Here is a 24,056-nt window from a genome sequence, read left to right as displayed (position 1 = left end):
GAGAGTACGGTTTCTTGTGCGCCGGGTGCGGACAGTGGGTCGAAGTCCGCCGGGTTAGGGTCGACGGCATGGCCGACACCCCGCTTGACCTCACGCTGGACGCCGCGCGCCTGACCGCGCAGCTCGTCGACTTCCCCTCCGTCAGCGGCACCGAGAAGCCGCTCGCGGACGCGATCGAGAACGCGCTGCGCGCCCTGCCGCACCTCACGGTCGACCGCTACGGCAACAACGTCGTGGCCCGTACGCGGCTGGGGCGCCCGGAGCGGGTGATCCTCGCCGGCCACATCGACACCGTCCCGATCGCGGACAACGTCCCCTCCCGGCTCGACGCCGACGGCACGCTGTGGGGCTGCGGCACCTGCGACATGAAGTCCGGCGTGGCCGTCCAGCTGCGCATCGCGGCCACGGTCCCCGCGCCCAACCGCGACCTGACCTTCGTCTTCTACGACAACGAGGAGGTCGCCGCCGACCTCAACGGCCTGAAGCACGTGGCCGAGGCGCACCCCGAGTGGCTGGAGGGCGACTTCGCGGTGCTCCTCGAACCCTCCGACGGGCAGGTGGAGGGCGGCTGCCAGGGCACGCTGCGGGTGCTGCTGAGGACCACCGGTGAGCGCGCCCACTCCGCGCGGAGCTGGATGGGCTCCAACGCGATCCACGCCGCCGCCCCGATCCTCGCCCGGCTGGCCGCCTACGAACCGCGCTACCCGGTGATCGACGGACTGGAGTACCGCGAGGGTCTGAACGCGGTCGGCGTCTCCGGGGGAGTGGCCGGCAACGTCATCCCGGACGAGTGCGTGGTCACCGTGAACTTCCGCTACGCCCCCGACCGCAGCGAGGAGGAGGCCCTCGCCCACGTCCGCGAGGTGTTCGCGGACTGCGGGGTGACGGAGTTCGTCGTCGACGACCACAGCGGCGCGGCGCTGCCCGGCCTGTCCCACCCGGCCGCGGCGGCCTTCATCGAGGCGGTGGGCGGCACCCCGCAGCCCAAGTACGGCTGGACGGACGTCTCCCGCTTCTCGTCGCTGGGCGTCCCGGCGGTCAACTACGGTCCCGGCAACCCCCACTTGGCGCACAAGCGGGACGAGCGCGTGGACACCGCGAAGATCCTCGCGGGGGAGGAGCGGCTGCGGTCCTGGCTGACGGCGTGACGCGAGCGGGGTTTGCGCCGCTGCGTTCCGGACATGCTCAGGTCCCTCGTACGTAACCCGTGTGGATCTACGCTGAGGTGGAACGACTGGCACGACGGAGGGAGCGCACATGGCTACCGGCAACCCCGAGGGGAAGCAGCAGCCGCCGGACGAGAAGCGCCTGGGGCCGGTCCTCCGCCGGCGGGGCCAGGTGCAGGCGAGCACCACCGACCAGCGGCTGCTGGACGAGCGGGCGCCCACGGACTGGGTCCACACCGACCCCTGGCGGGTGCTGCGCATCCAGTCGGAGTTCATCGAGGGCTTCGGCACGCTCGCCGAACTCCCGCCCGCCATCAGCGTCTTCGGTTCGGCGCGCACACCGGTGGACTCGCCGGAGTACGAGGCCGGCGTCCGGCTGGGCCGGGGCCTGGTCGACGCGGGCTTCGCGGTGATCACCGGCGGCGGTCCGGGGGCCATGGAGGCGGCCAACAAGGGCGCGTGCGACGCGAAGGGCGTCTCGGTCGGCCTGGGCATCGAACTGCCCTTCGAGCAAGGGCTGAACCCCTACGTCGACATCGGCCTGAACTTCCGGTACTTCTTCGTCCGCAAGATGATGTTCGTCAAGTACGCCCAGGGATTCGTGGTCCTGCCCGGCGGCCTCGGCACCCTGGACGAACTCTTCGAGGCCCTGACCCTCGTCCAGACCCAGAAGGTCACCCGCTTCCCCATCGTCCTGTTCGGCACGGACTACTGGGGCGGCCTGGTCGACTGGCTCCGCCACACGGTCATCGCCCAGGGCAAGGCGGCGGAGAAGGACCTGCTGCTGTTCCACGTCACGGACGACGTGGAGGAGGCGGTGGCCCTGGTCTCGAAGGAGGCGGGCCGCTAGAGGCCTGCGAAAGGGCACTTCGAGGGCGCCTTTCCAACTCCCGAGTCGGGCGGTGGGTGGGCAAAGGCCGGGGGTCCGGGGGCGGGAGCCCCCGGGGACGGGACGGGAAGGGGCGGCGGGGGCGGGAAACCCCCTACGCCAGCCCCCTCCGGGCAACAGCCGGCTCCCGCTCCCCCGCAATGGCGGACACCATGTCCAACACCTGCCGGGTCTCGGCGACCTCGTGCACCCGATACACCTGCGCCCCCAACCACGCGGACACCGCCGTGGTGGCCAGCGTCCCCACCACCCGCTCCTTCACCGGCCGGTCCAACGTCTCCCCGACGAAGTCCTTGTTGGACAAGGAAACAAGCACCGACCACCCGGTGGAGACCATCTCCCCCAACCGCCGGGTCGCCTCAAGACTGTGCCGCGTGTTCTTCCCGAAGTCGTGCCCCGGATCGATCATCACCGACTCCCGGGGCACCCCCAGCGACACCGCCCGCTCCGCCAGCCCCACGGTCACGTCGAGAATGTCGGCCATGACGTCGTCGTACGTCACCCGGTGCGGCCGCGTCCGCGGCTGGGCACCACCCGCGTGGGTGCACACCAGCCCCGCCCCGTACCGCGCGGCGACCTCCGCGAGCCGCGGATCGACCCCGCCCCACGCGTCGTTCAGTACGTCCGCGCCCGCCTCGCACACGGCCTCGCCGACCTCGTGCCGCCAGGTGTCCACGCTGATCACGACGTCCGGGAAGCGCCGTCGCACCTCGGCGACGAAGCTGACCGTCCGCCGCGCCTCCTCCTCGGCCGTGACCTCCTCGCCCGGCCCGGCCTTCACCCCGCCGATGTCGATGATCGCGGCACCCTCCGCCACCGCCTGCTCCACCCGCGCCAGCGCCGGCTCGTCGCGGAACGTGGCGCCCCGGTCGTAGAAGGAGTCCGGGGTCCGGTTCACGATCGCCATGATGACCCGCTCGTGCGGTGCGAATTCCCGCCTGCCCAGCCTGAGCATCCCCTGTGACCTCTTCCTCGTACGATCCCGTCCGGGGCGGCCTCCGAACGCCCGGCGGCCCCGACTGTCAGACTCGCATGGCACGATCGGAGCCACACACCCGACTCCGACCCAATCCGACTCATCCGACCGTGGGGGCCCCGGCGATGGTTATGTTCCTGTTCCTGGTCGTCGCGCTCGCCGTCGTGGTCGCCGCGGTGACCCTCGCCGTGGTGGGCGGCGGCGACAACGCCCCGCTGCCCGAGGCGGCCCCCGAGCGCCTGCGGGACACCCTGCCGCCCGACCGGCCGGTCAACCGCGCGGACGTGGACGGCCTGCGCTTCCCGCTCGCCGCCCGCGGCTACCGCATGGCCGACGTGGACGACGCCCTCGGCCGCCTCGGCGCGGAGCTCGCCGAGCGCGACGACCGGATCGCCGACCTGGAGTCCGCGCTGGCCGGCGCCCGCGCCGCCGCGTCCCGCATCTCCATGGACAAGCCCGCCCCGCACCACGAGGACGAACAGCCGTGAGCGACGAAGCGATCGTGAGCGACGAAGCGGCCGTGAGTGAGGGGGCGGCCGCCCCCGTCGGCCCGGACGGCCTCCCGCGCTGCCCGTGGGCGCTGTCCACCGCGGACTACGTGACGTACCACGACGAGGAGTGGGGCCGCCCGGTCCACGGCGACGACGCCCTCTTCGAGCGTCTCAGCCTGGAGGCGTTCCAGTCGGGCCTGTCCTGGATCACCATCCTGCGGCGCCGCCCCGGCTTCCGCGCCGCCTTCGCCGACTTCAAGATCGCCACGGTCGCGGAGTTCACCGACACCGACCGCGAGCGCCTGCTGGCCGACACGGGCATCATCCGCAACCGCGCCAAGATCGACGCGACCCTCGCCAACGCGCGCGAGCTGGCCGGGTGGGCGCCCGGCGACCTGGACGCCCTGATCTGGTCCCACGCCCCCGACCCGGCCGCCCGCCCGGCACCGAAGACCCTGGCCGACGTCCCCGCGGTGACCCCGGAGTCGACGGCCCTGTCCAAGGCGCTGAAGAAACGGGGCCTGCGCTTCGTGGGCCCGACCACGGCGTACGCCCTGATGCAGGCATGCGGCCTGGTCAACGACCACTTGGAGACATGCGTGAGAAGAAGCGCCCCTTAAGGGGGCGCGGGGCTGTATCGATGTGCGGCTCCGCCGCGTGGGCGCGATCAACCACAACGCGCCCGCAGCCTCCGACGGCGCCACCGTCCCGAGCTCACCGCCCCGAATACTTCGGCTTCTCCTTGTTCACGAACGCCCGCACCGCGATCGCATGGTCCTCCGAGGACCCCGCCCGCGTCTGGAGCTCGTCCTCCTTCTCCAGCGCCTCCGCCAGCGAGTGGCTCAGCCCGTACGCCACGGACTCCTTCAGCGCCGCGTACGCCACCGTCGGCCCCTCGGCCAGCGCGCGGGCCACCTTCTCCGCCTCCGCGCGCAGCTCCGCCGCCGGGACCAGCCGGTTGGCGATGCCCAGCTCGTACGCCTCCTGCGCGGAGACGCTGCGCGGGAAGAGCAGCAGGTCGGTGGCGCGCCCGGGGCCGATCACGCGCGGCAGCGTCCAGGAGATCCCGGAGTCCGCGGTCAGCGCGACCCCGGCGAACGAGGTGTTGAACGCCGCCGTGTCCGCGACGATCCGGTAGTCCGCGGCCAGCGCGAAGCCGAAGCCGGCGCCCGCCGCGACCCCGTTCACCGCCGCGACCACCGGCTTCGCGGCCCCGGCGATCGCCTTCACGATCGGGTTGTAGTGCTCGCGCACCGTGCTCATCGTCTGCCCCGAACCGGTCTCCCGGTCCTCGATCAGCAGCCCGATGTGCTCCTTGAGGTCCTGACCGACGCAGAACGCCCGGTCCCCGGCCGCGGTCAGCAGCACGGCCCGTACGGCGTCGTCGTCCGCAGCGGACCGGACCGCGTCCCGGAGGGCGACCTTCGCCGCGACGTTCAGCGCGTTCATCGCCTCCGGGCGGTTGAGCGTGATCGTCGCGAGTCCGTCGCTCACCTCGTAGAGCACGGTGTCGGCCATGGCGTATCCCTCCGTGTGGCGGCTCGGGACCTACCGGCCGGTACGTCCCCGTCTGCAGGACAGCATGACGGAGATCACCGGTCGTGGCGGGTGACCGACGTGTGACCTGCGTCAAACAATTCCTGTCCGTTTCCGATCGGTGGACGTGTGTGCGGTGGCGCAGTATCGCAGTCACATCGCCGAATTGAGTGGTTTTGCTCGCGCGCGTTGCCCAAGCGATGCCGACCGATGTTGGTCATCGGGTCCCGCCATGCGGGATAATGGCCTGGAAGCAATGTGTTCGATGCCGGTGGCGTGTGTCCTGCTTCAAGGACCGCAGGTGCCCTTCAGTGGGCCGTCGGCTCAGACGGTTTAGCTGGGTTTCAGGAAGGGGAACGAGCATGGCGGCCATGAAGCCGCGGACGGGCGACGGCCCGCTCGAGGTGACCAAGGAGGGGCGGGGCATCGTCATGCGCGTTCCGCTCGAAGGCGGCGGTCGGCTCGTCGTCGAGCTGACCCCGGACGAGGCCGACGCGCTCGGCGACGCCCTCAAGAAGGTCGTCGGCTGACGCGCAAGCGACCATACCCTTTCAGCCGCCCCGGCGCCGCACGCGGTGCCGGGGCGGCTGTTTCGCGTACGGGCGGAAGGGCGCGGACCGTGTCCGCCGGCCACCGTCCGCCGGTCACCGCTTGACGGCGCAGAGCAGTCCGTCCCCCACCGGCAGCAGCGACGACACCAGTTCCGTGCTCTCGCGTACGGTCCGCACCAGCTCCCGCAGCCGCAGCACCTCCGTGGGCTGCGGACCGGAGTCCACCGTGCGTCCGTTCGCGAAGAGCCCTTCGAAGGCGACCAGGCCTCCCGGACGCAGCAGGCGCAACGATTCGGCGAGATAGTCCTGGTACTCCTGCCGGTCGCCGTCGCAGAAGACCAGGTCGTAACCGGCGTCCGCGAGCCGGGGCAGGACGTCCAGCGCGCGGCCCGGGATGAAACGGGCCCTGTTCCCGGCGAAACCGGCGTCGCGGAACGCCTGGCGGGCGGACTGCTGGTGCTCCGGCTCCTGGTCGACCGTGGTCAGCACCCCGTCCGGCCGCATCCCGTGCAGCAGGTGGATCCCGGAGACCCCGCAGCCGGTGCCGATCTCCGCGACCGCCTTGGCGTCCACGCTGGCGGCGAGCAGCCGCAGCGCCGCGCCCGTGCCGGGCGACACCGAGCGCAGCCCCGCGTCACGGGCCCGGTCACGGGCCCAGTGCAGCGCTTCGTCCTCGGCGACATAGGCGTCGGCGAACGCCCAGCTCGTCTGCCGGTTGGCGGTAATGACCCTCTCCTGTCCCCGTGGAAGCCTCGGCGTGACTGTATCCGTTGGCGTCGGGAACCCGCAGATGGGACCGGTCGTTTAAAGGGATGAGCAAGTGGCGTGTGCCGTGACGGGGGGCAGGCAGTGGACGAGGACGCCGAGCAAGTGCTGACGCAGCCGTACGAGCCGTGGCAGCCCAGATCAAATTCTCGTAAAACCGCTTATCCGGAGCTAACGGGCGAGGTGGCTATGGTAGGGGCTCCACTGGACACCACCAGAGCCGATAGGGGAGGTGCGGCTGCGCCTGTGGATCGCGCAGGAGTGCTGCGGCGCTTCCTCGGATCGGCGGGCAGGCCGAAATCCGTGAACAACACCGCTGCTGACCACGACCGCGCCGGCGACCCGGCCCAGACCGCGACTTTCTCCACCGACGCGGACGGGCAGGCGTGGACTCCGCCCACCTGGGAGGAGATCGTCAGCATGCACAGCGGCCGGGTCTACCGGCTCGCCTACCGCCTCACCGGCAACCAGCACGACGCCGAGGACCTCACCCAGGAGGTCTTCGTCCGCGTCTTCCGCTCCCTGTCGACGTACACGCCGGGCACCTTCGAGGGCTGGCTGCACCGCATCACCACCAACCTCTTCCTGGACATGGTCCGCCGCAAGCAGCGCATCCGCTTCGACGCGCTCGGCGACGACGCGGCCGAGCGGCTGGCCAGCAAGGAGCCCACGCCGCAGCAGGTGTTCAACGACGCCCACTTCGACGCGGACGTCCAGCAGGCCCTCGACACCCTCGCCCCCGAGTTCCGCGCCGCCGTCGTCCTGTGCGACATCGAAGGACTGTCGTACGAGGAGATCGCGGCCACCCTGGGCGTCAAGCTCGGCACCGTCCGGTCCCGGATCCACCGCGGCCGTTCCCAGCTGCGCAAGGCCCTCGCGCACCGCTCGCCCAAGGCGCGCGCGGAGCGCCGCTCCTTCGTGCCGCGTGTTCCCGCACTGGGAGGAGGGGGCGCGAGCGCGTGAGCGGTTCACAGTCGAAGTCTTCCGAGGGACACCTCGCAGAGCAGCACCTGGGAGACCGACTCTCCGCCCTGGTGGACGGAGAGCTCGGTCATGACGCGCGTGAGCGCGTACTGGCGCACGTCGCCACCTGCGCGAAGTGCAAGGCGGAGGTGGACGCGCAGCGCCGTCTGAAGAACGTGTTCGCGCAGGCGGCACCCCCGCCGCCCTCCGAGAGCTTCCTGGCCCGCCTCCAGGGGCTGCCGGCCGGGTGCGACCCCGGCGACGGCGGCTCGCCGCTGGGCGGCGGAAGGCTGCCGGGTGGTACGTCGGGACGGTTCGGCGGGGGCTCCGGGGTCTTCGGGGCCAGGCGGGGCGAGCGCTTCGAGTTCGCCTACGAGCCCGTCCGGCGGCACGGGGCCGCGCTGCCGGCGGCCGCGGGCGGCCGGGGCTTCGCCGTCCATGACGTCAGCCGCCACGAGACCGACCGGCCGTCCTCCCGCGGGCTGCGGTTCGCGTTCGCCGCCGCCGGGGCGGTGTCGCTGGCCGCGATCGCGCTCGGCGGGGTCACCGCCACGGGCACGCCCACCGACACGGAGGCGCGCGGCGCGGGCAAGGGCAGCAATGTCACGCCGATGCGCACACAGGGCACGGGCGCGGCGGTGCCCGAGTCCCAGCGGCGCCGCGGCGTGGGACCGCTGCTGGGCCAGGTGACGGGCCAGGGCGCGCCCGCGGGCACCCCGGTCGCCCCGACCGCGGTCTCCGCGCCGCTGCTGCCCGGCGTCCCGGCGCCGGCGGAGCGCCACCCCACGCCGGGCACGCCGATGACGGGCGGTGCGACGGCCGTGTCCCCGCTGATACGACCGCTCAGCTCGACCCCGCCGCTCACCCTGACCACGTGGGCCGTCTCCGCCGGGCTCAGGAACCCCGGCCTCCTCACCGCGGGCACGACACCGGCTCCCACGCCCACGTCCCGCTGAACCGTTCGGTGCGCGGGGGCGCGCGAACCTGGTTGAATCCAGGGGGCGCGCCCAGGCCCAGCCGGGTGCCGAGCCTGTAGTTTCGCGGCCACCGCCGTCGTGCGGTGCCGTGTCCAGCCGTGGGGAGAGCATGAACGAGGGGAAGCCGGGCCCACCGGGGGAGGAGCCGATCACGCGTCCCGAGGGACACGACGGCGACTTCGAACTGGCCCGCCCGCACCGTGAGCCGGCCGCCGTCGGCGACGACCACGAGGGCGACTACGAACTGGACCGCCCCCTACGGCCCGAGGGCTCCGAGGACCGGCCTCCCGAGCCCGATCCTGTGGCCTCCGACGCACCGGCCCCGCCGCCGGGTGCCTCCGCCACCGGGACCGATGACCCCGGCGAGCCCGCCGGGCCCCCGCCCCCGGCCGTCCCGGGCCCCGCGGTCTCCGACCCGTCGGTCCCGTCGCCCGGTGCTGCTGCCGCTGGGGCCGGTGCCCCCGGTGAGCCTGTCGTCGGGGACGTGTCCTCGGCCGTTCCGGTCCCTGGTGCCTCCCTCGCGAAGACCGACACCTCCGCCGGGTCCCCGTCCCCGGCCGTCCCGGGCCCCGCGGTCCCCGATCCGCCGCCGGTGGCTTTCGAGCCCTCCGTCCCCGGGCGGCAGACGCCCCTGCACGACCCCGACCCCTACAGCACCCCGCCGTACGGCGAACCGGGCCCCTGGGCGCCCGCCCCGCCCGTACAGCACCCGGCGACGACACCCGCGCACGGCATGGCGCTCGCGGCGCCTTCGACGCCCCCGGACCCGACGCCCCGCACCGGCCCCGTACCGCAGGGCGCGCCCCCGGCACCTCCCTCGGACCCGGGCACGGCGCCGCACGGTGCGCCCGCACCGCAGGACGTACCCCCGGCGTCTCCTCCGGGCCCGGGCACGGCGCCGTACGGCACCCCCGTGCCGCACGGCGCCCCCACGGCCCCCGTCATTCCCGCGCAAGCGCATCCGGACGCCCAGGTGCCCCCGGCCCAGGACGCCCCGGCCGCCGACCCCTGGGGACGTTACGACCCCTGGGCCGCTGCCGCCGCTGCCGCGCCGCTGCAGCAGGCCGGGCCCACCGTGGTCAGTGAGAAGCAGAAGCGCCGACGGGCCCGGCGGGCGCTCATCGGGGCCGCGCTGGTGCTCGCGCTCGTGTCCGGCGGCATCGGCGGGATCATCGGCACGTATCTGGAGCGCAACGGCGGCGTGGGCACCGTGGAGCTGCCGCAGGCCGGCAAGGAGGCGTCGGGGCGCGACCCCGGCAGCGTCGCCGGAATCGCCGCACAGGCGCTGCCCAGCGTCGTCACCCTGCACGTCAGCGGCGCCGGCGAGGCCGGTACCGGCACCGGCTTCGTGCTCGACGGGCGCGGCCACATCCTCACCAACGACCACGTCGTCGGACCCGCCGGGGACGACGGCGAGATCACCGTCACCTTCCACAGCGGCGACACCGCCGAAGCCACCGTCGTGGGCCGGGACAGCGGCTACGACCTCGCTGTCGTGAAGGTGAAGGGCGTCAGCGGACTCACCCCCCTGCCGCTGGGCAACTCCGACAACGTGCGGGTCGGCGACCCCGTCGTCGCCATCGGCGCCCCCTTCGACCTGGCCGGCACCGTCACCTCCGGCATCATCAGCGCTCGCGAGCGGCCCATCACCGCCGGCGGCGAGGAGGGCGACGGCAGCGACGTGTCGTACGTCGACGCCCTGCAGACCGACGCGCCGATCAACCCCGGCAACTCCGGCGGCCCCCTGCTCGACGCCAAGGCCCGGGTGATCGGCATCAACTCGGCCATCCGCTCCGCCGGTGGCGGCGCCGACCCGGACGCCGGCCAGGCCGGCTCCATAGGGCTCGGCTTCGCCATCCCCATCAACCAGGGCAAGCGCGTCGCCGAGGAGCTGATCAACACCGGGAAGGCCACCCACCCGGTGATCGGCATCACCCTCGACATGCAGTACGGCGGCGACGGCGCCCGCGTCGCGGAGAAGGGCAGCGACGGCGGACCCCCGGTCAGCACCGGCGGCCCCGGCGCCAAGGCCGGGATCAAGGCCGGCGACGTCATCACCGAGGTCGACGGCCGGCGCGTCCACTCCGGCGAGGAACTCATCGTCAAGACCCGTGCCCACCGCCCCGGCGACCGCCTCGAACTCACCCTGGAGCGGGACGGCGAGGAGCGGACGGTCACCCTGACGCTCGGTTCCTCGGAGGGCGACTGAGGCGGATGAGCCCCGGGACGGTACCGGACGCACGGGGTGGCCGGGTACCGTGGACCCGGCCCGGACCACGGAAGACCGCAGGCCGCCCCGGGGACCGAGGACCGAAGGCATCGCGAGGAGCTTCAGGTGTTCAATGACATAGGACCGCTCGAGCTGGTGACGCTCATCGTCCTCGCCGTGCTCGTCTTCGGTCCGGACAAGCTCCCCAAGGTCATCCAGGACGTGACGCGCACGATCCGGAAGATCCGGGACTTCTCGGAGAGCGCCAAGCAGGACATCCGGCAGGAACTCGGCCCGGAGTTCAAGGACTTCGAGTTCGAGGACCTCAACCCCAAGACGTTCATCCGCAAACAGCTGGACAACGACGACCTGGGGCTCAAGGAGATCCGTAACGGCTTCGACCTGAAGAAGGAGATGGCCGAGGTCGCGGACGCCGTCCACGGCCGCGACACCGACTCCTCGTCCTCCGCCCCGTCCTCCTCCGGTGGCCGTGTGGACATGACCAAGAAGCCCGAGACGCCGGCGGCCGACGACCGCCCGCCCTTCGACGCGGACGCCACCTGAGCCGTCCGGCGCGGGGGCGTACGCCCCCGCGTACGTGACGCGTCTCATACTCCACCCGGGCTGCGCACGGCCTGATCAGGGCGTCCGCGAGGCCCACGCGCCGGGCGGTTTCCCAGCCCGTGCCGTCAAGGTGGCTATGCTGCCGAGTTGTTGTGTGGAACGGACGAGTACGCCCGAAGGGGGGCGGGCCGCCCGGTCCGACGAGAGCGAGGAGGCGTCCGGCCACATGGAGACGACGAGTTCGGCAGTCGCGCAGGCGCCGGCCGCGGAGGACGGAGAACCCGTTTCCTCCGCCCGGCGTACCGTCGACGGCTACCTGCGTGCGCCCTTCCCCTGGTACGGCCTCGACGAGGCCTTCACGGGGCAGCGCTGGCTGATGCAGGTCGGACTGGCGGCCGACGGGGCCGTCGAGCACGGATCGGTCGGGCACGGCGACGAGCCCTCGGTGCGCAGCGAGTACACGGCCGGGACCGACCAGGAGACCAAGGAGAAGTTCGCGGTCGTGGTGACCGTGGCCGCCAACCCGGTGCGCCGCAGCGCCGACGGCACCGGTCTGCTGGAGGCCACCTCGGTCTCCTCCGCCGCCTGGCTCGCCGGGGTGGGGCTGCTGTCCTTCACCTGGCCCGGCCAGATGGACCACTCCCTGCGCGACGACTGGCTGGACCAGCAGACGGAGACCGCCTGGGTCCTCGCGGACGACCTGGAGGGTGAGGACTGGTCGACGCTGTCCCTGCCCGTGGACGGGGTGCCGACGCCGTTCCACTACCGGGAGTCCGAGTTCGGCTGGGTGCTCGCGGGAACCACGCGGGCGGGGGTGCACGTGGGCGCGTACGGCAGGGGCATGAGCGCGTACGGCCTCGGCTTCGCCGTGGTCAAGGACATCACCGCGTACGACGCCTGAGCGGACGGGTGTGCGCGAGGGCGCCGTCCGGCAGCGGACGGCGCCCTCGCGCGTGAGAGCCCTCAGAACTTGTTGCGCGGGGTGATCCCCAGGGACATGCCCGACAGGCCCCGCTGCCGCCCGCCGAGCTTGCCGGCGATCGAGCGGAGCGCCGAGCCCGCCGGGGAGTCCGGGTCGGACAGCACCACGGGCTTGCCCTCGTCGCCGCCCTCGCGCAGCCGGACGTCGATCGGGATGGCGCCGAGCACCGGCACGTTCGCACCGGTCGTACGGGTCAGGCCGTCGGCGACCGTCTGGCCGCCGCCCGTGCCGAACACGTCGACCATCTCACCGCAGTGCGGGCAGGGCAGCCCGGACATGTTCTCGACCACGCCGACGATCTTCTGGTGGGTCTGCACGGCGATGGACCCCGCCCGCTCGGCCACCTCGGCCGCCGCCTGCTGGGGCGTGGTGACGACGAGGATCTCGGCGTTCGGCACGAGCTGGGCCACGGAGATCGCGATGTCACCGGTGCCGGGCGGCAGGTCCAGCAGCAGCACGTCCAGGTCGCCCCAGTACACGTCCGCCAGGAACTGCTGGAGCGCGCGGTGCAGCATCGGGCCGCGCCACACCACCGGCGCGTTGCCCGGGGTGAACATGCCGATGGAGATGACCTTCACGCCGTTCGCCGACGGCGGCATGATCATGTTCTCGACCTGGGTGGGACGCCCGTCCGCGCCCAGCATGCGCGGCACCGAGTGGCCGTAGATGTCGGCGTCCACGACACCGACCTTCAGCCCGTCGGCCGCCATCGCCGCCGCCAGGTTCACCGTCACCGAGGACTTGCCGACGCCGCCCTTGCCGGAGGCGACCGCGTACACCCGGGTCAGGCTGCCCGGCTTGGCGAAGGGCACCTCGCGCTCGGTCTGGCCGCCGCGCAGGGCGCTCGCCAGTTCCTTGCGCTGCTCGTCGCTCATGACGTCCAGCGTCACGTCGACCCGGGTGACACCCTCGACCCGGGAGACCGCGTCCGTCACGCGCTGCGTGATCGTGTCCCGCATGGGGCAGCCGGAGACCGTCAGGTACACGGTGACCGCGACCGCACCGTCCGCCCCGATCTCCACCGATTTGACCATGCCGAGTTCGGTGATGGGCCGGTTGATCTCGGGGTCGTTCACCGTCGCCAGTGCCTCGCGCACCGCGTCTTCCGTAGCCATACCGACGATGGTACGGCGCCGGGTACACCCGCCGGTAAGTACGTCAGCGGTCGTCTGCGTCACGTCCCGGCGGGTGTTCCGCCCGCATCGCCGGGAAAGAACCGTGATGGTCCTTGTGCCCGTTCTGCCGCCCCTCCAGCTCCTTGACCATGTCCTGGAGCTCCGAGCGGATCCAGTCCCGCGTGGCCACCTCCCCGAGCCCGATCCGCAGGGCGGCGATCTCCCGGGTCAGATACTCGGTGTCCGCGATCGACCGCTCGTTCTGCTTGCGGTCCTGCTCCAGATTGACCCGGTCCCGGTCGTCCTGCCTGTTCTGCGCGAGCAGGATCAGCGGAGCCGCGTAGGAGGCCTGCAGGGACAGCATCAGCGTCAGGAAGATGAACGGGTACTCGTCGAAGCGCAGCTCCTTCGGCGCGGACACGTTCCACACCACCCACAGGATGATGACGAACGTCATCCAGACGATGAACCGCCCGGTGCCCAGGAACCGCGCGACGCTCTCCGAGAGCCGCCCGAAGGCCTCCGGGTCCCACTCGGGCAGGATGCGGCGCCTGGGAGGGCGCGGCTGGTCCAGGCGGGGCGTGCGCGGCCGTCCGGCGGCCGTGGCGCCCGCCGGCACGCGCTCGCGCACGCCGTCGCGCTCAGGAGCCATCGGTCACCACCCCCTCGTCCTCGTCGAGGTGGAACTCGGTCTCCCGCCAGTCGTCGGGCAGCATGTGGTCCAGCACGTCGTCCACCGTCACCGCGCCCAGCAGCGACCCCGACTCGTCGACCACGGGCGCCGCCACCATGTCGTACGTGGCGAAGAACCCGGCGACCACGGGCAGCGCCGCGTCCGGGTCCAGGGGCTGGAGGTCGTCGTCGAGGATCGAGCCGACCAGCGTGTACGGGGGGTCGCGCAGCAGGCGCTGGAAGTGGACCGCCCCCAGGTACTTGCCGGTGGGCGTCTCCTCGGGCGGGCGGCAGACGTAGACCTGCGCGGCGTGCGCGGGGGAGAGGTCCGGCTCGCGGATCCGGGCGAGGGCGTCCGCGACGGTCGCGTCGGGCCGCAGCACGATCGGCTCGGTCGTCATCAGACCGCCCGCCGTGTGCTCCTCGTACGACATCAGGCGCCGCATGTCGGCCGCGTCGGAGGGCTGCATCAGGCTCAGCAGCCGCTCCTTGTCCGCCTCGGGCAGTTCGCCCAGCAGGTCGGCCGCGTCGTCGGGGTCCATGGCCTCCAGGACGTCGGCGGCGCGCTCCTCCTTCAGCTTGCCGAGGATCTCGATCTGGTCGTCCTCGGGCAGCTCCTCCAGCACGTCGGCGAGCCGGTCGTCGTCGAGGGCGGCGGCCACCTCCGCGCGCCGTTTGGGGGAGAGGTGGTGCAGCACGTTGGCGAGGTCGGCGGGGCGGAGCTGTTCGAAGGTGGCGAGCAGGTTCTCGGCGCCCTGCCCCTGCTCCTCCAGGGAGAACCCGGTGACCGCGGACCACTCGACGGTCAGCGTCTCGCCCTTGCCGCGCCGGAACGCGCCGCCCTTCTTCCCCTTGCGCACGAAGACCCGGTCGATCTCCCACTCGCGGCGGGCCGGGAGCTGATGCACCGAGAGGTCGAGGACGGTGACCTCCTCGCCGCTCTCCACCAGCGTCACCCGCCGGTCGAGCAGCTCGCCGAAGACGAGCCGCTCGGTGGGCCGCTGCTCGAAGCGCCGGACGTTGAGCACCCCGGTCGTGATGACCTGGCCGGACTGCACGGCGGTCACCCGGTTCATGGGCAGGAAGATGCGGCGGCGGGTGGAGAGTTCGACCACCAGGCCGAGCAGTCGCGGCGGACGCCGGCCGGGCCGCAGGATGACGACCAGATCGCGCACGCGCCCCACCTGGTCGCCGGCCGGATCGAAGACGGCGACACCGGAGACGTGCGAGACGAAGAACCGGGGGGCGCCCCCTGCCATGGCCGCCACTCCTTTCCGTGCGGGGTCTTTCGTTGCCGTGTACTGCCTGCCGCGTCTGTTATCCGGATTGCCCGCTCGGGTGGGCTTCAGGCTAGCCCGTACCGATCATCCGTGCGCCGGCGACCGGTCCGGACGGACTGGCTCCGTTCGGCCCGTGCGGCCCCGGTACTCTGCGGTACGCCGTTCAGGTCCCCCGTCAGAGAGGCAGCCCACCTGTGATTCCGATCTACCGGGGCCGTTCCCGCAGGGCCGTGCTGGCCGGCGCCGTGTGCGCGCTGCTCGTGACGGGGACGGCGCTCACGGGATGCTCCGAGGATCCGAACGAGGGCACCAACGGTGTCGGCAGACTGCCCGCCGACCAGATCCAGAACAGATCCCAGAAGGCCGCCGAGTCGGTCGCCGCCGTACGGCTGCACGGCACCGTGGTCACCAGCGGACGCACGTACACGCTGGACATGCGGCTGAAGGAGGAGGGCGGCGTCGGCTCGGTCACCACCGAGGGCGAGACGTTTCGCCTGCTGCGGGTCGACGACGAGCTGTACCTGAAGGCCGGTGCCGATTTCTGGGGGCAGGAGGACGGCGAGGAGGACGACGGCGAGGCGGACGCGGCGGCGGCCGACAAGCTCGCCGAGAAGTACGTGAAGGTGCCGCAGGACGATCCGTCGTACAAGAAGTTCATCGGCTTCACGGACAAGAACGTCCTCCTCGACGGCCTGCTGACCCTGCACGGCGAACTGGCCACGGACGGCCACCACGAGCAGTCGGGCGTACGCACCATCCGCGTCACCGGCGACGAGGGCTCCGGCGGCACCCTGGACGTCTCGCTGGAGGGCAAGCCGTACCCGGTGCGCCTGGTACGCGCCGGCAAGGCGGGCACCCTCACGTTCTCGTCCTGGGGCGCCGACTTCGAACTGAAGGAACCGTCCAAGGACGAGACCCTCGACTACGGCAAGCAGCTCCCGACGTCCTAGGCCCGCCGCTTCCTCTTCTTGAGCAGCAGCCGGGGCAGCCCCGCCGGGACGGGGCGCCGGGTCGTCACCGGCGTCGGCAGGGGGGCCTCGGCCAGGGGGCCGTCGGGGAGCGGGGCCGTCGCCCCGGTCGGCTCCAGGCGCAGGACGCGGCACTCGCGGGCCCAGCGCCCGGTCATCGCCTCGCCGTCGGGCGCGTTGAGCCGCTTGCCCTTGAGCTCGGCGACCGCCGCCTCCCACTCCTCGGAGCCCGACGGCAGTTCCACGACCGTCGCCGTCCAGGAGACCAGCCGGCCGCCCTTGTCCTTGCTGCGGACCGTCACCTCGGCGGAGACGCCGTCGGCCAGCCCCGGCAGCGGCTGCTCCCCGGGCCCGTCGCCGACCACGCACGCGGCACCCTCGTGCCACACGTGCCACAGCGCACGGGCCGCGGCGCCGGGGCCCTTGACCCACACGAGGCCGGACTTCTTCGTGGCCTCCTCGATGAGGGCCCGGTCGAGCAGCGCACTTGTCATGGGGCCAGCCTATCCAGGCGCTCCCGGGGTGCTCAGAGCCAGCCGTTGCGCTTCAGCGTGCGGTGGATGCCCAGACAGAGGGCCACCGTGACCCCCAGGACCAGCGGATAGCCGTACTTCCACCGCAGCTCCGGCATGTGGTCGAAGTTCATCCCGTACACCCCGCACACCATCGTCGGTACGGCGATGATCGCGGCCCACGAGGTGATCTTCCGCATGTCCTCGTTCTGCGCCACGGACGCCTGGGCGAGGTTGGCCTGGAGGATGGAGTTCAGCAGTTCGTCGAAGCCGATGACCTGTTCCTGCACCCGGGCCAGGTGGTCGGCCACGTCCCGGAAGTACTTCTGGATGTCCGGGTCGACCAGCCGCATCGGCCGCTCGCTCAGCAGCTGCATCGGCCGCAGCAGCGGCGACACGGCCCGCTTGAACTCCAGCACCTCACGCTTGAGTTGGTAGATCCGCCCGGCGTCGGTGCCGCGCGGGGTGCCCTTGCGGCCCGGCGAGAACACCTCCGTCTCGACCTCGTCGATGTCGTCCTGCACCGCGTCGGCCACCGCGATGTAGCCGTCCACCACATGGTCGGCGATGGCGTGCAGCACGGCCGAGGGCCCTTTGGCCAGCAGTTCGGGGTCGTCCTGGAGGCGGTGCCGCAGGGCCCGCAGGGAGCCCTGCCCGCCGTGCCGGACGGTGATGAAGAAGTCCCGGCCGGTGAAGCACATCACCTCACCGGTCTCGACGACCTCGCTGCTGGCGGAGAGCTCGTCGTGGTCGACGTAGTGGACGGTCTTGAAGACCGTGAACAGGGAGTCGTCGTAGCGCTCCAGCTTGGGCCGCTGATGGGCCTGGACGGCGTCCTCCACGGCCAGCGGGTGCAGCCCGAACTCCCGGGCGATCCCGGCGAATTCGGCCTCGTTCGGCTCGTGCAGACCGATCCACACGAAGCCTCCGTCGCGGCGCACCAGCCGCATCGCCTCGTGCGGGGTGAGCGGGCCGCCCTCGGTCGGCAGGCGGCGGCCGTCGCGGTAGACGGCGCAGTCGACGACGGCGGTGGTCGTCGCGGGGTCACGGGTGGCGTCGTACGGGCCGCTCTCCTTGCGCAGCGAGACACGGGAGGAGGGACGGACCACGGCGCGCAGGTCGCGGATCATCGACATGGCGGGCTCCTTCGCGGACAGGCAACGAAAGGCGCCGGAACGACGGGTGGAACAACCCGGAATGAGGACGTCCTGGACTGCGGATGTTTGGCGCGTCCACAAAGCGGGGAGCACCGCACCGTCGCGGTGGCGGGCTTCGTCGCTGATACAGCTACTGGGGCAGATCAGGCGGAACGAAACAAAGTGCTCTTCCGATGAAGACGCGCGGACGAAAGGCGGGAGCCAGACAGGAGCAGCTACATCAGCGGGCGGAAGAGCGGGTGCTACTGCACGGTCGACTTCGGTCCATGCCAGCCCCACCTCCTCCGGCCGGTCCCCCGTGAGGGACGATCCACGATCCCCTTGGGGGATTCCCCCCTCTGAACGGGGAGCGTCAAGGCGTTCGGGACGATCGGACGCTTCTGCGTGCTGCCCGAACCACCGGCCAAGCGTATCAGCCGACTGCCGTGTCAAGGCTCTGCTTTGCCCGGTACTGACGAGTTCTATGCTCGCCGCATGGCTGATGTTCTTCCTCTGGTCGAGGTCCGGTTGCGTACGACGCTGGGCGAACCGGACGCCCGCGCGGCGGTCACCTTCCTGGGCACGGACCGCATCGAGGTGCTGCGCTTCCACGAGGGCGACCTCGTGCGCTACGCCACCCTCGGCATGTCCGCGCAGCCCATGACCGACCCCACGGCGGTGATCGCGGACCCGGTGAAGGGGCCGCGCGTCGAGCTGGTGCTGTCCGTCCGGGGCGGTGTCGCCGACACCGACAAGGTGCTCCGCCCGCTCGCCGTGCTCGCCGCGTCCCCGCAGGTCGAGGGGGTGGTCGTGGCCCCCGGCGCCTCACTGGACGTGGGTGAACCGCTGTGGCCCGGTGCCCCGTTCACCTCGGTGCTGGTAGCCGAGCCGGGCGGCCTGGTGGAGGACCTGGAGCTCGACGAGCCCCTGGACCCCGTACGGTTCCTGCCGCTGCTGCCGATGACCCCGAACGAGGCCGCCTGGAAGCGGGTGCACGGCGCCCAGGCCCTCCAGGAACGCTGGCTGAACCAGGGCACGGACCTGCGGGATCCGTTCCGCGGGTCCGTGCCGCTGGAGTGAGCTCGGCGGTTCGCACGCACCGCCCGACGGGTGACGGGCGGTGCGGTCGCCGGAGCGGACGGTCACGCACGGTTGTCCGTTCGTCCCGGAAGACGCGTGGCCGGTTCCGCCCGGACGGGTGATCGTCCTTGACGTGGCGCGGCCGGGGTAGGACCGTGGGGCCCTATGAGGGGCGAACCCAGTTGCCCGAAGTGTGGTGGCCGGGTCAGGGCTCCCGGCCTCTTCTCGGATGCCTGGCAGTGCGCTGTGCACGGCACCGTGCACCCGCTGCAGCCCGTGATACCGCCGAGCGTCGAGGCCCTCGAAGTCGCCGTGCACCGCACGAAGGTGCCGGTGTGGATGCCGTGGCCGCTGCCGGTGGGCTGGCTGTTCACGGGCGTGGCCAGCGCGGGCGACGACCGCGGCGGGGGCCGGGCGACCGCCGTCGCGTGCACCGGTCCCGGACCGCTCGGCGGCATGGGTGAGCTCATCCTGGTCGCCGAGGAACTCGGCGTGGGCCTCGGCGCGCGGTACGCGGGCGTCGACGGTCCGGACCCGGGGCCGTACATGAACGTCGAGAAGCCACCCCAGGCCAAGGTGCTGGCCGCCGGCCGCCCGACCCCGCTCTGGCACGTCGCCAAGGCGCCGGACGACCGCGCCGTCTTCGCGGGCGAGGCGCTCGGGATGTGGCTGTGGGCGGTGGTGTGGCCGGAGCAGTCCGGGCTGCTGATGTACGACGAACTGGTCCTCGCCGACCTGCGGGAGGCGGGAGCCGAGGTGGAACTGGTGCCCTGCGGCGCGCTGTCACCGCGCCTGCTGGAGGCGTAGGTGCCCGGGGGCGTGGGGCGCCCGAAGGCGTGGGCGCCGTGGGGGCGTGGGTGCCGCACAGCGGGCCGGTAGGGGGCGCACAGCGGGTTCGGGTGTGACAGGGGCGTGTGAAAATCCGGTTATCCTGGAGCGTCCCCGTCCGTCCGTCACCGCTTGGAGTAATGCGTCGTGCGTATCGATCTGCACACCCACTCCACCGCGTCCGACGGTACGGACACGCCGGCCGAGCTGGTCCGCAAGGCGGCCGCCGCCGGTCTCGACGTCATCGCGCTGACCGACCACGACACCACCCGCGGGCACGCGGAGGCGCTCTCCGTGCTCCCGGCGGGACTCACGCTGGTCCCCGGGGCGGAACTCTCCTGCCGGCTCGACGGCATCGGCGTGCACATGCTGGCCTACCTCTTCGACCCCGAGGAGCCCGAGCTGCTCGCCGAGCGCGAGCTGGTCCGGGACGACCGGGTGCCGCGGGCCCAGGGCATGATCGCCAAGCTGAACGCGCTGGGCGTGCCGGTCACCTGGGAGCAGGTGGCGCGGATCGCCGGCGACGGCTCGGTGGGCCGCCCGCACGTGGCCAGCGCACTCGTCGAGCTGGGCGTCGTGCCCACCGTGAGCGACGCGTTCACCCGGGAGTGGCTGGCCGACGGCGGCCGGGCCTACATGGACAAGCACGAGACCGACCCCTTCGAGGCCCTGCGGCTGGTCAAGAACGCGGGCGGGGTCGCCGTCTTCGCGCACCCCGCCGCGAGCAAGCGGGGCAGGACCGTGCCGGAGTCCGCGATCGCCGAGCTGGCCGAGGCCGGCCTCGACGGCATCGAGGTCGACCACATGGACCACGACCCGGAGACCCGGGCGCGGCTGCGCGGCCTCGCGAAGGAACTGGGGCTCCTGGTGACCGGCTCCAGCGACTACCACGGCAGCCGGAAGACCTGCGTCCTCGGCGAGTTCATGACGGACCCCGAGGTGTACGGCGAGATCACGCGGCGCGCGACCGGGGCGTTCCCGGTGCCGGGGACCGGCGGAGCCTGAGGCTTCCCCCTCCTCCCCGCACCCTCTTCACCCACTCGTTCCTCAGCAAGGCTGTCATGCTCGACATCGCCGTCTTCGGCTCTCTCTTCCTGACCCTTTTTGTCATCATGGATCCCCCTGGGATCACCCCGATCTTCCTCGCCCTGACCGCCGGCCGGCCGGCCAAGATGCAGAAGCGGATGGCCTTCCAGGCCGTCTGCGTGGCCGGTGGTGTGATCACCGTGTTCGGGCTGCTCGGCCACCAGATCCTCGCCTACCTGCACGTGTCGGTGCCCGCGCTGATGATCGCGGGCGGGCTGCTCCTCCTGCTGATCGCGCTGGACCTGCTCACCGGCAAGACCGACGAGCCCAAGCAGACCAAGGACGTCAACGTCGCGCTGGTCCCGCTGGGCATGCCGCTGCTGGCGGGGCCCGGTGCGATCGTGTCGGTCATCCTCGCCGTGCAGAAGGCCGACGGCGTCGGCGGGCAGGTCTCGGTGTGGTCGGCGATCCTCGCCATCCACGTCGTGCTCTGGCTGGTGATGCGGTACTCGCTGCTGATCATCCGGGTCATCAAGGACGGCGGCGTGGTGCTGGTGACGCGCCTGGCCGGCATGATGCTCTCCGCGATCGCCGTGCAGCAGATCATCAACGGCGTCACCCAGGTGATCCAGGGCGGCTGAATCCGGTGCCGGACGCGCGGAGCCCCCGTACCGATGGTGGTACGGGGGCTCCGTGGCGTACGTCCTCGGGGGTCCGGCCCGTGTGGCCGGTCTCCCGCGTGCTGCGCGTTACGAGGCCGGGGTGTCGGCCGGGCGGATCCACAGGCGCTGTCCGATGGCGGCGGCCTGCTGAACGATGCGGTTGACGGAGGCGGCGTCCACGACGGTGGTGTCCACGGGCGTGCCGTCGACGTCGTCGAGTCGCATGATTTCGAAGCGCATGGGGCTTCTCCCTTCGTCTGGTCATCCTCCTGGAGGAGAACTACTCGGTGAGGCGGCGCACGGGCCGGTCGGGCCCGTGTTCCATGAAGGGTTCAACGGGATGCGTGATGCAAACATTCCCTACGCTAAAGAAATTTTTCGATCGACTAAATACTGACCAGTAAGGGTTTCGAAGGAGACCGACCGGGACCGGTTGTGTTCGTAGCGTGACCACCGGGACAATGGAGGTGATGAACGAAGACCTCGCGGCTCTGCACGCCCGTATCGAGCGCACCAACGAGCTGCTCCAGCGCATGCTCGCCGAGGTGGCGAAGACGCCCTCGACCCACGCCATCTTCGTCGACGCGGGCTACCTGTACGCCGCCGCGGGACGGCTCGTGGCCGGGACGGAGGACCGCCGGGCCTTCGACCTCGACGCCGAGGGACTCATCGACGCGCTCATCGACCGCGCCCGCACCATCTTCGCGGACAGCAGGCTGCTGCGGGTCTACTGGTACGACGGGGCCAGACGCCGCATCCACACCGCCGAACAGCAGTCCATCGCCGAACTCCCGGACGTCAAGGTCCGCCTCGGCAACCTCAACGCCAACAACCAGCAGAAGGGCGTCGACTCCCTGATCCGCACCGACCTGGAGTCACTGGCCCGGCACCGCGCCATCAGCGACGCGGCCCTGCTCGGCGGCGACGAGGACCTCGTCTCGGCGGTCGAGGCGGCCCAGGGGTACGGCGCCCGGGTCCACCTCTGGGGCATCGAGGCGCCCGAGGGCCGCAACCAGGCCGAGCCGCTGCTCTGGGAGGTCGACAGCCAGCGCACGCTCGACCTGGACTTCTTCAAGCCGTACGTCTCCCGGCGCACGGCACCGGCGTACGAACCCGCGACGGGCCGGCCCGCCCGCGAGGACGTCCGGTTCGTCGGCGCGCAGATCGCCGCGAAATGGCTGGTCGCGCGGGGCCGGGACACGCTGGTGGAACTGCTTCCCGGCCACCCCTACCTGCCCGGATCCGTCGACCAGGATCTGCTGGTGGAGGCGGAGGGGCTGCTGCAGTACTCCCTGCGCGGCCAGGCGGACCTGAGACGCGCCCTGCGCGACGGGTTCTGGGACCATCTGCAGGCGCAGTACTAAGGGGCGAGCCCGTCCCAGAAGTCGGCGAGGGCGCGGGCGGTCGGCGCGGGACGGTCGGCGGCGGGTGAGTGCTCGGCCCCGTCGACGACGGTGCGGTGCGCCTCGAGGCGCAGGGCCATCCCGTCGAGGTCCGGCACCGGCCAGGTGTCGTCACGCGCCCCCGACAGGACGTGGAACGGCAGCGGTACGGCGGCCAGTTCCGCGACCCGGTCCGGTTCGGCACACAACTGGCGGCCGGTGGCGAGCAGTTGTGCGGGCTTGGTGCGCAACCAGCGGCTGCGCAGGTACTCCTGACCGACGGGCCCGCGCGCAGGACCGCCCACCTCCTCGGGCGGGCCCATGGCCAGGATCGCCTCCCAGCACTCCGCCATCGACATCACCGCGAGCGCGTCCCGCAGCAGCTTCACGCGCTGCTCCTGGGAGACGGAGATCCGTGCGGGGCCGGAGGAGACGAGCGTGAGCGAGCGGAAGGGGGAGTGGTCGAGGAGGACGGCGGCACGGGCGATCTGGCCGCCGAGCGAGTGCCCGACGAGGTGCACGGGCGCACCGACCGCGTTCGCCTGCGCGAGGACGTCCCGCGCCAACTCGTCCTGCGTGTACGCGGATTCGTCGTCCGCGGGCCCGTCCGACTCGTACTGGCCCCGTCCGTCCACGGCGACGGTGCGGTAGCCGCGCGCGGCGAGCGGTTCGTGCACCAGCGTGAAGTCCTCCTTGCTGCCGGTGTACCCGGGCAGCAGCAACGCGACCCCCCGCGCCGTCACCCCGGCGGCCGGTGGCACGTCCACGACGGCGAACTCCCCGCGTGGGGTACGGAGTCGGCGGGCGAGGGCGGAGGGGGAGCGGCTGGTCACGGAGGTGAGGGTAGCGGGTGGCGGACACGCCGACGGCCCGGCCCCACGGGTGTGGGACCGGGCCGTCGGTTCGTCGCGTCAGCCTTCCGCGGACTCCGCGGCGGCTGCCGTCTTGCGGGTCCGCCGGACCTTGGGCTTCGCCTCGTCCGCGGCCTGCGCCGGAATCTCGGCGACCTTGCGGGTACGACGCTGAGGCTTGGCCTCGGTGCCCTCGGCGACGGCCTCGGCCTTCTTGGCGGCGGCCTTCCGCGTACGACGCGGCTTGGCCTCCGCCGCCTCGGCCTCCGGAACCGCCTGCGCCGGAATCCCGACGGCGACGGCCGACTCCGACTCGGCGGCCTTACGGGTCCGACGACGCGGCTTGGCCTCTTCGACTGCCTCGGTGGTGGCTTCGGCGGTGTCGACGGCGGTTTCGGCCTTCTTGGCGGCGGTCTTGCGGGTGCGGCGGGGCTTGGCCTCTTCGACTGCCTCGGTGGTGGCTTCGGCGGTGTCG

The 24,056-nt window shown here is 72.1% G+C and carries 26 protein-coding genes and 1 pseudogene; 16 read left to right on the top strand and 11 right to left on the bottom strand.

Annotated features, from left to right (window positions below):
• Positions 1-68 precede the first annotated feature (68 nt).
• Both dapE and ACZ62B_RS05350 read left to right on the top strand, forming a co-directional pair.
• Entirely contained in the window at positions 69-1,148 is a 1,080-nt protein-coding gene (gene dapE / locus ACZ62B_RS05355; protein WP_469689313.1) for a succinyl-diaminopimelate desuccinylase, read from the top strand.
• A 109-nt stretch (positions 1,149-1,257) separates the two neighbouring features.
• Positions 1,258-2,016: an LOG family protein gene (locus ACZ62B_RS05350; protein ID WP_344565295.1), complete on the top strand. Its 759-nt coding sequence runs from the start codon at positions 1,258-1,260 to the stop codon at positions 2,014-2,016.
• A 133-nt stretch (positions 2,017-2,149) separates the two neighbouring features.
• Here ACZ62B_RS05350 and folP read toward each other — a convergent pair whose 3' ends face one another.
• Complete coding sequence (folP, locus tag ACZ62B_RS05345) at positions 2,150-3,010, bottom strand: dihydropteroate synthase (protein WP_469689312.1); 861 nt, start codon at positions 3,008-3,010, stop codon at positions 2,150-2,152.
• Positions 3,011-3,162: 152 nt separating this feature from the next.
• Here folP and ACZ62B_RS05340 point away from each other — a divergent pair, with 152 nt between their 5' ends.
• Positions 3,163-3,519, top strand: coding sequence for a DivIVA domain-containing protein (locus ACZ62B_RS05340; RefSeq protein WP_344565323.1), 357 nt, complete (start codon positions 3,163-3,165; stop codon positions 3,517-3,519).
• Positions 3,520-3,551: 32 nt separating this feature from the next.
• Entirely contained in the window at positions 3,552-4,142 is a 591-nt protein-coding gene (locus ACZ62B_RS05335; protein WP_469689387.1) for a DNA-3-methyladenine glycosylase I, read from the top strand.
• Positions 4,143-4,236: 94 nt separating this feature from the next.
• Here ACZ62B_RS05335 and chcB read toward each other — a convergent pair whose 3' ends face one another.
• Positions 4,237-5,040 (bottom strand): 2-cyclohexenylcarbonyl CoA isomerase, encoded by an 804-nt coding sequence (chcB, locus tag ACZ62B_RS05330; protein ID WP_344565298.1) that lies wholly within the window; start codon positions 5,038-5,040, stop codon positions 4,237-4,239.
• Between the two features lie 380 nt (positions 5,041-5,420).
• Here chcB and ACZ62B_RS05325 point away from each other — a divergent pair, with 380 nt between their 5' ends.
• Positions 5,421-5,588, top strand: coding sequence for a DUF3117 domain-containing protein (locus ACZ62B_RS05325; RefSeq protein WP_003966491.1), 168 nt, complete (start codon positions 5,421-5,423; stop codon positions 5,586-5,588).
• A 114-nt stretch (positions 5,589-5,702) separates the two neighbouring features.
• Here the strand turns inward: ACZ62B_RS05325 and ACZ62B_RS05320 are convergent, their stop codons facing one another.
• Positions 5,703-6,401, bottom strand: coding sequence for an O-methyltransferase (locus tag ACZ62B_RS05320; RefSeq protein WP_073932321.1), 699 nt, complete (start codon positions 6,399-6,401; stop codon positions 5,703-5,705).
• A gap of 276 nt (positions 6,402-6,677) precedes the next feature.
• Between ACZ62B_RS05320 and sigE the strand changes: the two genes are divergently transcribed.
• The 5 genes from sigE to ACZ62B_RS05295 all read left to right on the top strand — a co-directional run bounded on the left by sigE (position 6,678) and on the right by ACZ62B_RS05295 (position 11,988).
• On the top strand, positions 6,678-7,337 hold the full coding sequence (sigE, locus tag ACZ62B_RS05315) for an RNA polymerase sigma factor SigE (protein WP_344565327.1): 660 nt from the start codon (positions 6,678-6,680) through the stop codon (positions 7,335-7,337).
• Entirely contained in the window at positions 7,334-8,293 is a 960-nt protein-coding gene (locus ACZ62B_RS05310; protein WP_469689311.1) for an anti-sigma factor family protein, read from the top strand. The genes sigE and ACZ62B_RS05310 overlap by 4 nt, the downstream gene beginning before the upstream one ends.
• A gap of 130 nt (positions 8,294-8,423) precedes the next feature.
• On the top strand, positions 8,424-10,523 hold the full coding sequence (locus ACZ62B_RS05305; protein ID WP_469689310.1) for a S1C family serine protease: 2,100 nt from the start codon (positions 8,424-8,426) through the stop codon (positions 10,521-10,523).
• Between the two features lie 126 nt (positions 10,524-10,649).
• On the top strand, positions 10,650-11,087 hold the full coding sequence (locus tag ACZ62B_RS05300) for a sec-independent translocase (protein ID WP_344565303.1): 438 nt from the start codon (positions 10,650-10,652) through the stop codon (positions 11,085-11,087).
• 226 nt (positions 11,088-11,313) lie between these two features.
• Entirely contained in the window at positions 11,314-11,988 is a 675-nt protein-coding gene (locus ACZ62B_RS05295) for a hypothetical protein (protein ID WP_344565329.1), read from the top strand.
• A gap of 62 nt (positions 11,989-12,050) precedes the next feature.
• Here the strand turns inward: ACZ62B_RS05295 and ACZ62B_RS05290 are convergent, their stop codons facing one another.
• The 3 genes from ACZ62B_RS05290 to ACZ62B_RS05280 are packed head-to-tail and all read right to left on the bottom strand — an operon-like array spanning position 12,051 to position 15,115.
• Positions 12,051-13,184, bottom strand: a complete 1,134-nt coding sequence (locus ACZ62B_RS05290) for an Mrp/NBP35 family ATP-binding protein (RefSeq protein ID WP_344565304.1) — start codon at positions 13,182-13,184, stop codon at positions 12,051-12,053.
• A 43-nt stretch (positions 13,185-13,227) separates the two neighbouring features.
• Positions 13,228-13,836 (bottom strand): DUF1003 domain-containing protein, encoded by a 609-nt coding sequence (locus tag ACZ62B_RS05285; RefSeq protein WP_344565305.1) that lies wholly within the window; start codon positions 13,834-13,836, stop codon positions 13,228-13,230.
• Positions 13,826-15,115: a magnesium transporter MgtE N-terminal domain-containing protein gene (locus ACZ62B_RS05280; RefSeq protein WP_468880139.1), complete on the bottom strand. Its 1,290-nt coding sequence runs from the start codon at positions 15,113-15,115 to the stop codon at positions 13,826-13,828. Before ACZ62B_RS05280 ends, ACZ62B_RS05285 begins: the two co-directional genes overlap by 11 nt.
• Positions 15,116-15,330: 215 nt before the next feature.
• Between ACZ62B_RS05280 and ACZ62B_RS05275 the strand changes: the two genes are divergently transcribed.
• Positions 15,331-16,086, top strand: a complete 756-nt coding sequence (locus ACZ62B_RS05275; RefSeq protein ID WP_344565308.1) for a hypothetical protein — start codon at positions 15,331-15,333, stop codon at positions 16,084-16,086.
• On the opposite strand, the gene ACZ62B_RS05270 is transcribed toward ACZ62B_RS05275, so the two are convergent.
• Entirely contained in the window at positions 16,083-16,598 is a 516-nt protein-coding gene (locus tag ACZ62B_RS05270; RefSeq protein WP_468886866.1) for a hypothetical protein, read from the bottom strand. The two genes, ACZ62B_RS05275 and ACZ62B_RS05270, sit on opposite strands and share 4 nt — an antisense overlap.
• Before the next feature lie 32 nt (positions 16,599-16,630).
• Positions 16,631-17,752 carry a magnesium and cobalt transport protein CorA gene (locus ACZ62B_RS05265; protein ID WP_344565312.1) on the bottom strand — a complete coding sequence of 374 codons (1,122 nt, stop codon included), beginning with the start codon at positions 17,750-17,752 and terminating at the stop codon, positions 16,631-16,633.
• Between the two features lie 495 nt (positions 17,753-18,247).
• On the opposite strand from ACZ62B_RS05265, the gene ACZ62B_RS05260 reads away from it, so the two are divergent.
• The 4 genes from ACZ62B_RS05260 (at position 18,248) to ACZ62B_RS05245 (ending at position 21,327) form a co-directional block, all read left to right on the top strand.
• A complete protein-coding gene (locus ACZ62B_RS05260; protein ID WP_469689309.1) occupies positions 18,248-18,832 on the top strand; it encodes a suppressor of fused domain protein in 585 nt (194 codons plus the stop codon).
• A 165-nt stretch (positions 18,833-18,997) separates the two neighbouring features.
• Positions 18,998-19,639 carry a DUF6758 family protein gene (locus ACZ62B_RS05255; RefSeq protein ID WP_344565316.1) on the top strand — a complete coding sequence of 214 codons (642 nt, stop codon included), beginning with the start codon at positions 18,998-19,000 and terminating at the stop codon, positions 19,637-19,639.
• 168 nt (positions 19,640-19,807) lie between these two features.
• Positions 19,808-20,665 (top strand): PHP domain-containing protein, encoded by an 858-nt coding sequence (locus ACZ62B_RS05250; protein WP_468719359.1) that lies wholly within the window; start codon positions 19,808-19,810, stop codon positions 20,663-20,665.
• 56 nt (positions 20,666-20,721) lie between these two features.
• On the top strand, positions 20,722-21,327 hold the full coding sequence (locus ACZ62B_RS05245; RefSeq protein WP_073932335.1) for a MarC family protein: 606 nt from the start codon (positions 20,722-20,724) through the stop codon (positions 21,325-21,327).
• A gap of 108 nt (positions 21,328-21,435) precedes the next feature.
• Here the strand turns inward: ACZ62B_RS05245 and ACZ62B_RS05240 are convergent, their stop codons facing one another.
• Positions 21,436-21,588, bottom strand: a complete 153-nt coding sequence (locus ACZ62B_RS05240) for a hypothetical protein (RefSeq protein ID WP_106979586.1) — start codon at positions 21,586-21,588, stop codon at positions 21,436-21,438.
• Positions 21,589-21,809: 221 nt separating this feature from the next.
• Here ACZ62B_RS05240 and ACZ62B_RS05235 point away from each other — a divergent pair, with 221 nt between their 5' ends.
• Positions 21,810-22,712: an NYN domain-containing protein gene (locus ACZ62B_RS05235; protein WP_344565331.1), complete on the top strand. Its 903-nt coding sequence runs from the start codon at positions 21,810-21,812 to the stop codon at positions 22,710-22,712.
• Here the strand turns inward: ACZ62B_RS05235 and ACZ62B_RS05230 are convergent.
• Positions 22,709-23,563, bottom strand: a complete 855-nt coding sequence (locus ACZ62B_RS05230) for an alpha/beta fold hydrolase (RefSeq protein WP_344565321.1) — start codon at positions 23,561-23,563, stop codon at positions 22,709-22,711. The two genes, ACZ62B_RS05235 and ACZ62B_RS05230, sit on opposite strands and share 4 nt — an antisense overlap.
• A 78-nt stretch (positions 23,564-23,641) precedes the next feature.
• Positions 23,642-24,056, bottom strand: a pseudogene (locus ACZ62B_RS05225) (DEAD/DEAH box helicase); the annotation flags it as partial.

Source organism: Streptomyces sp. NPDC053426, assembly GCF_055585405.1.
The sequence above is the reverse complement of the archived record's forward strand: the minus strand, read 5'-3'. Positions and strand labels throughout refer to the sequence as shown.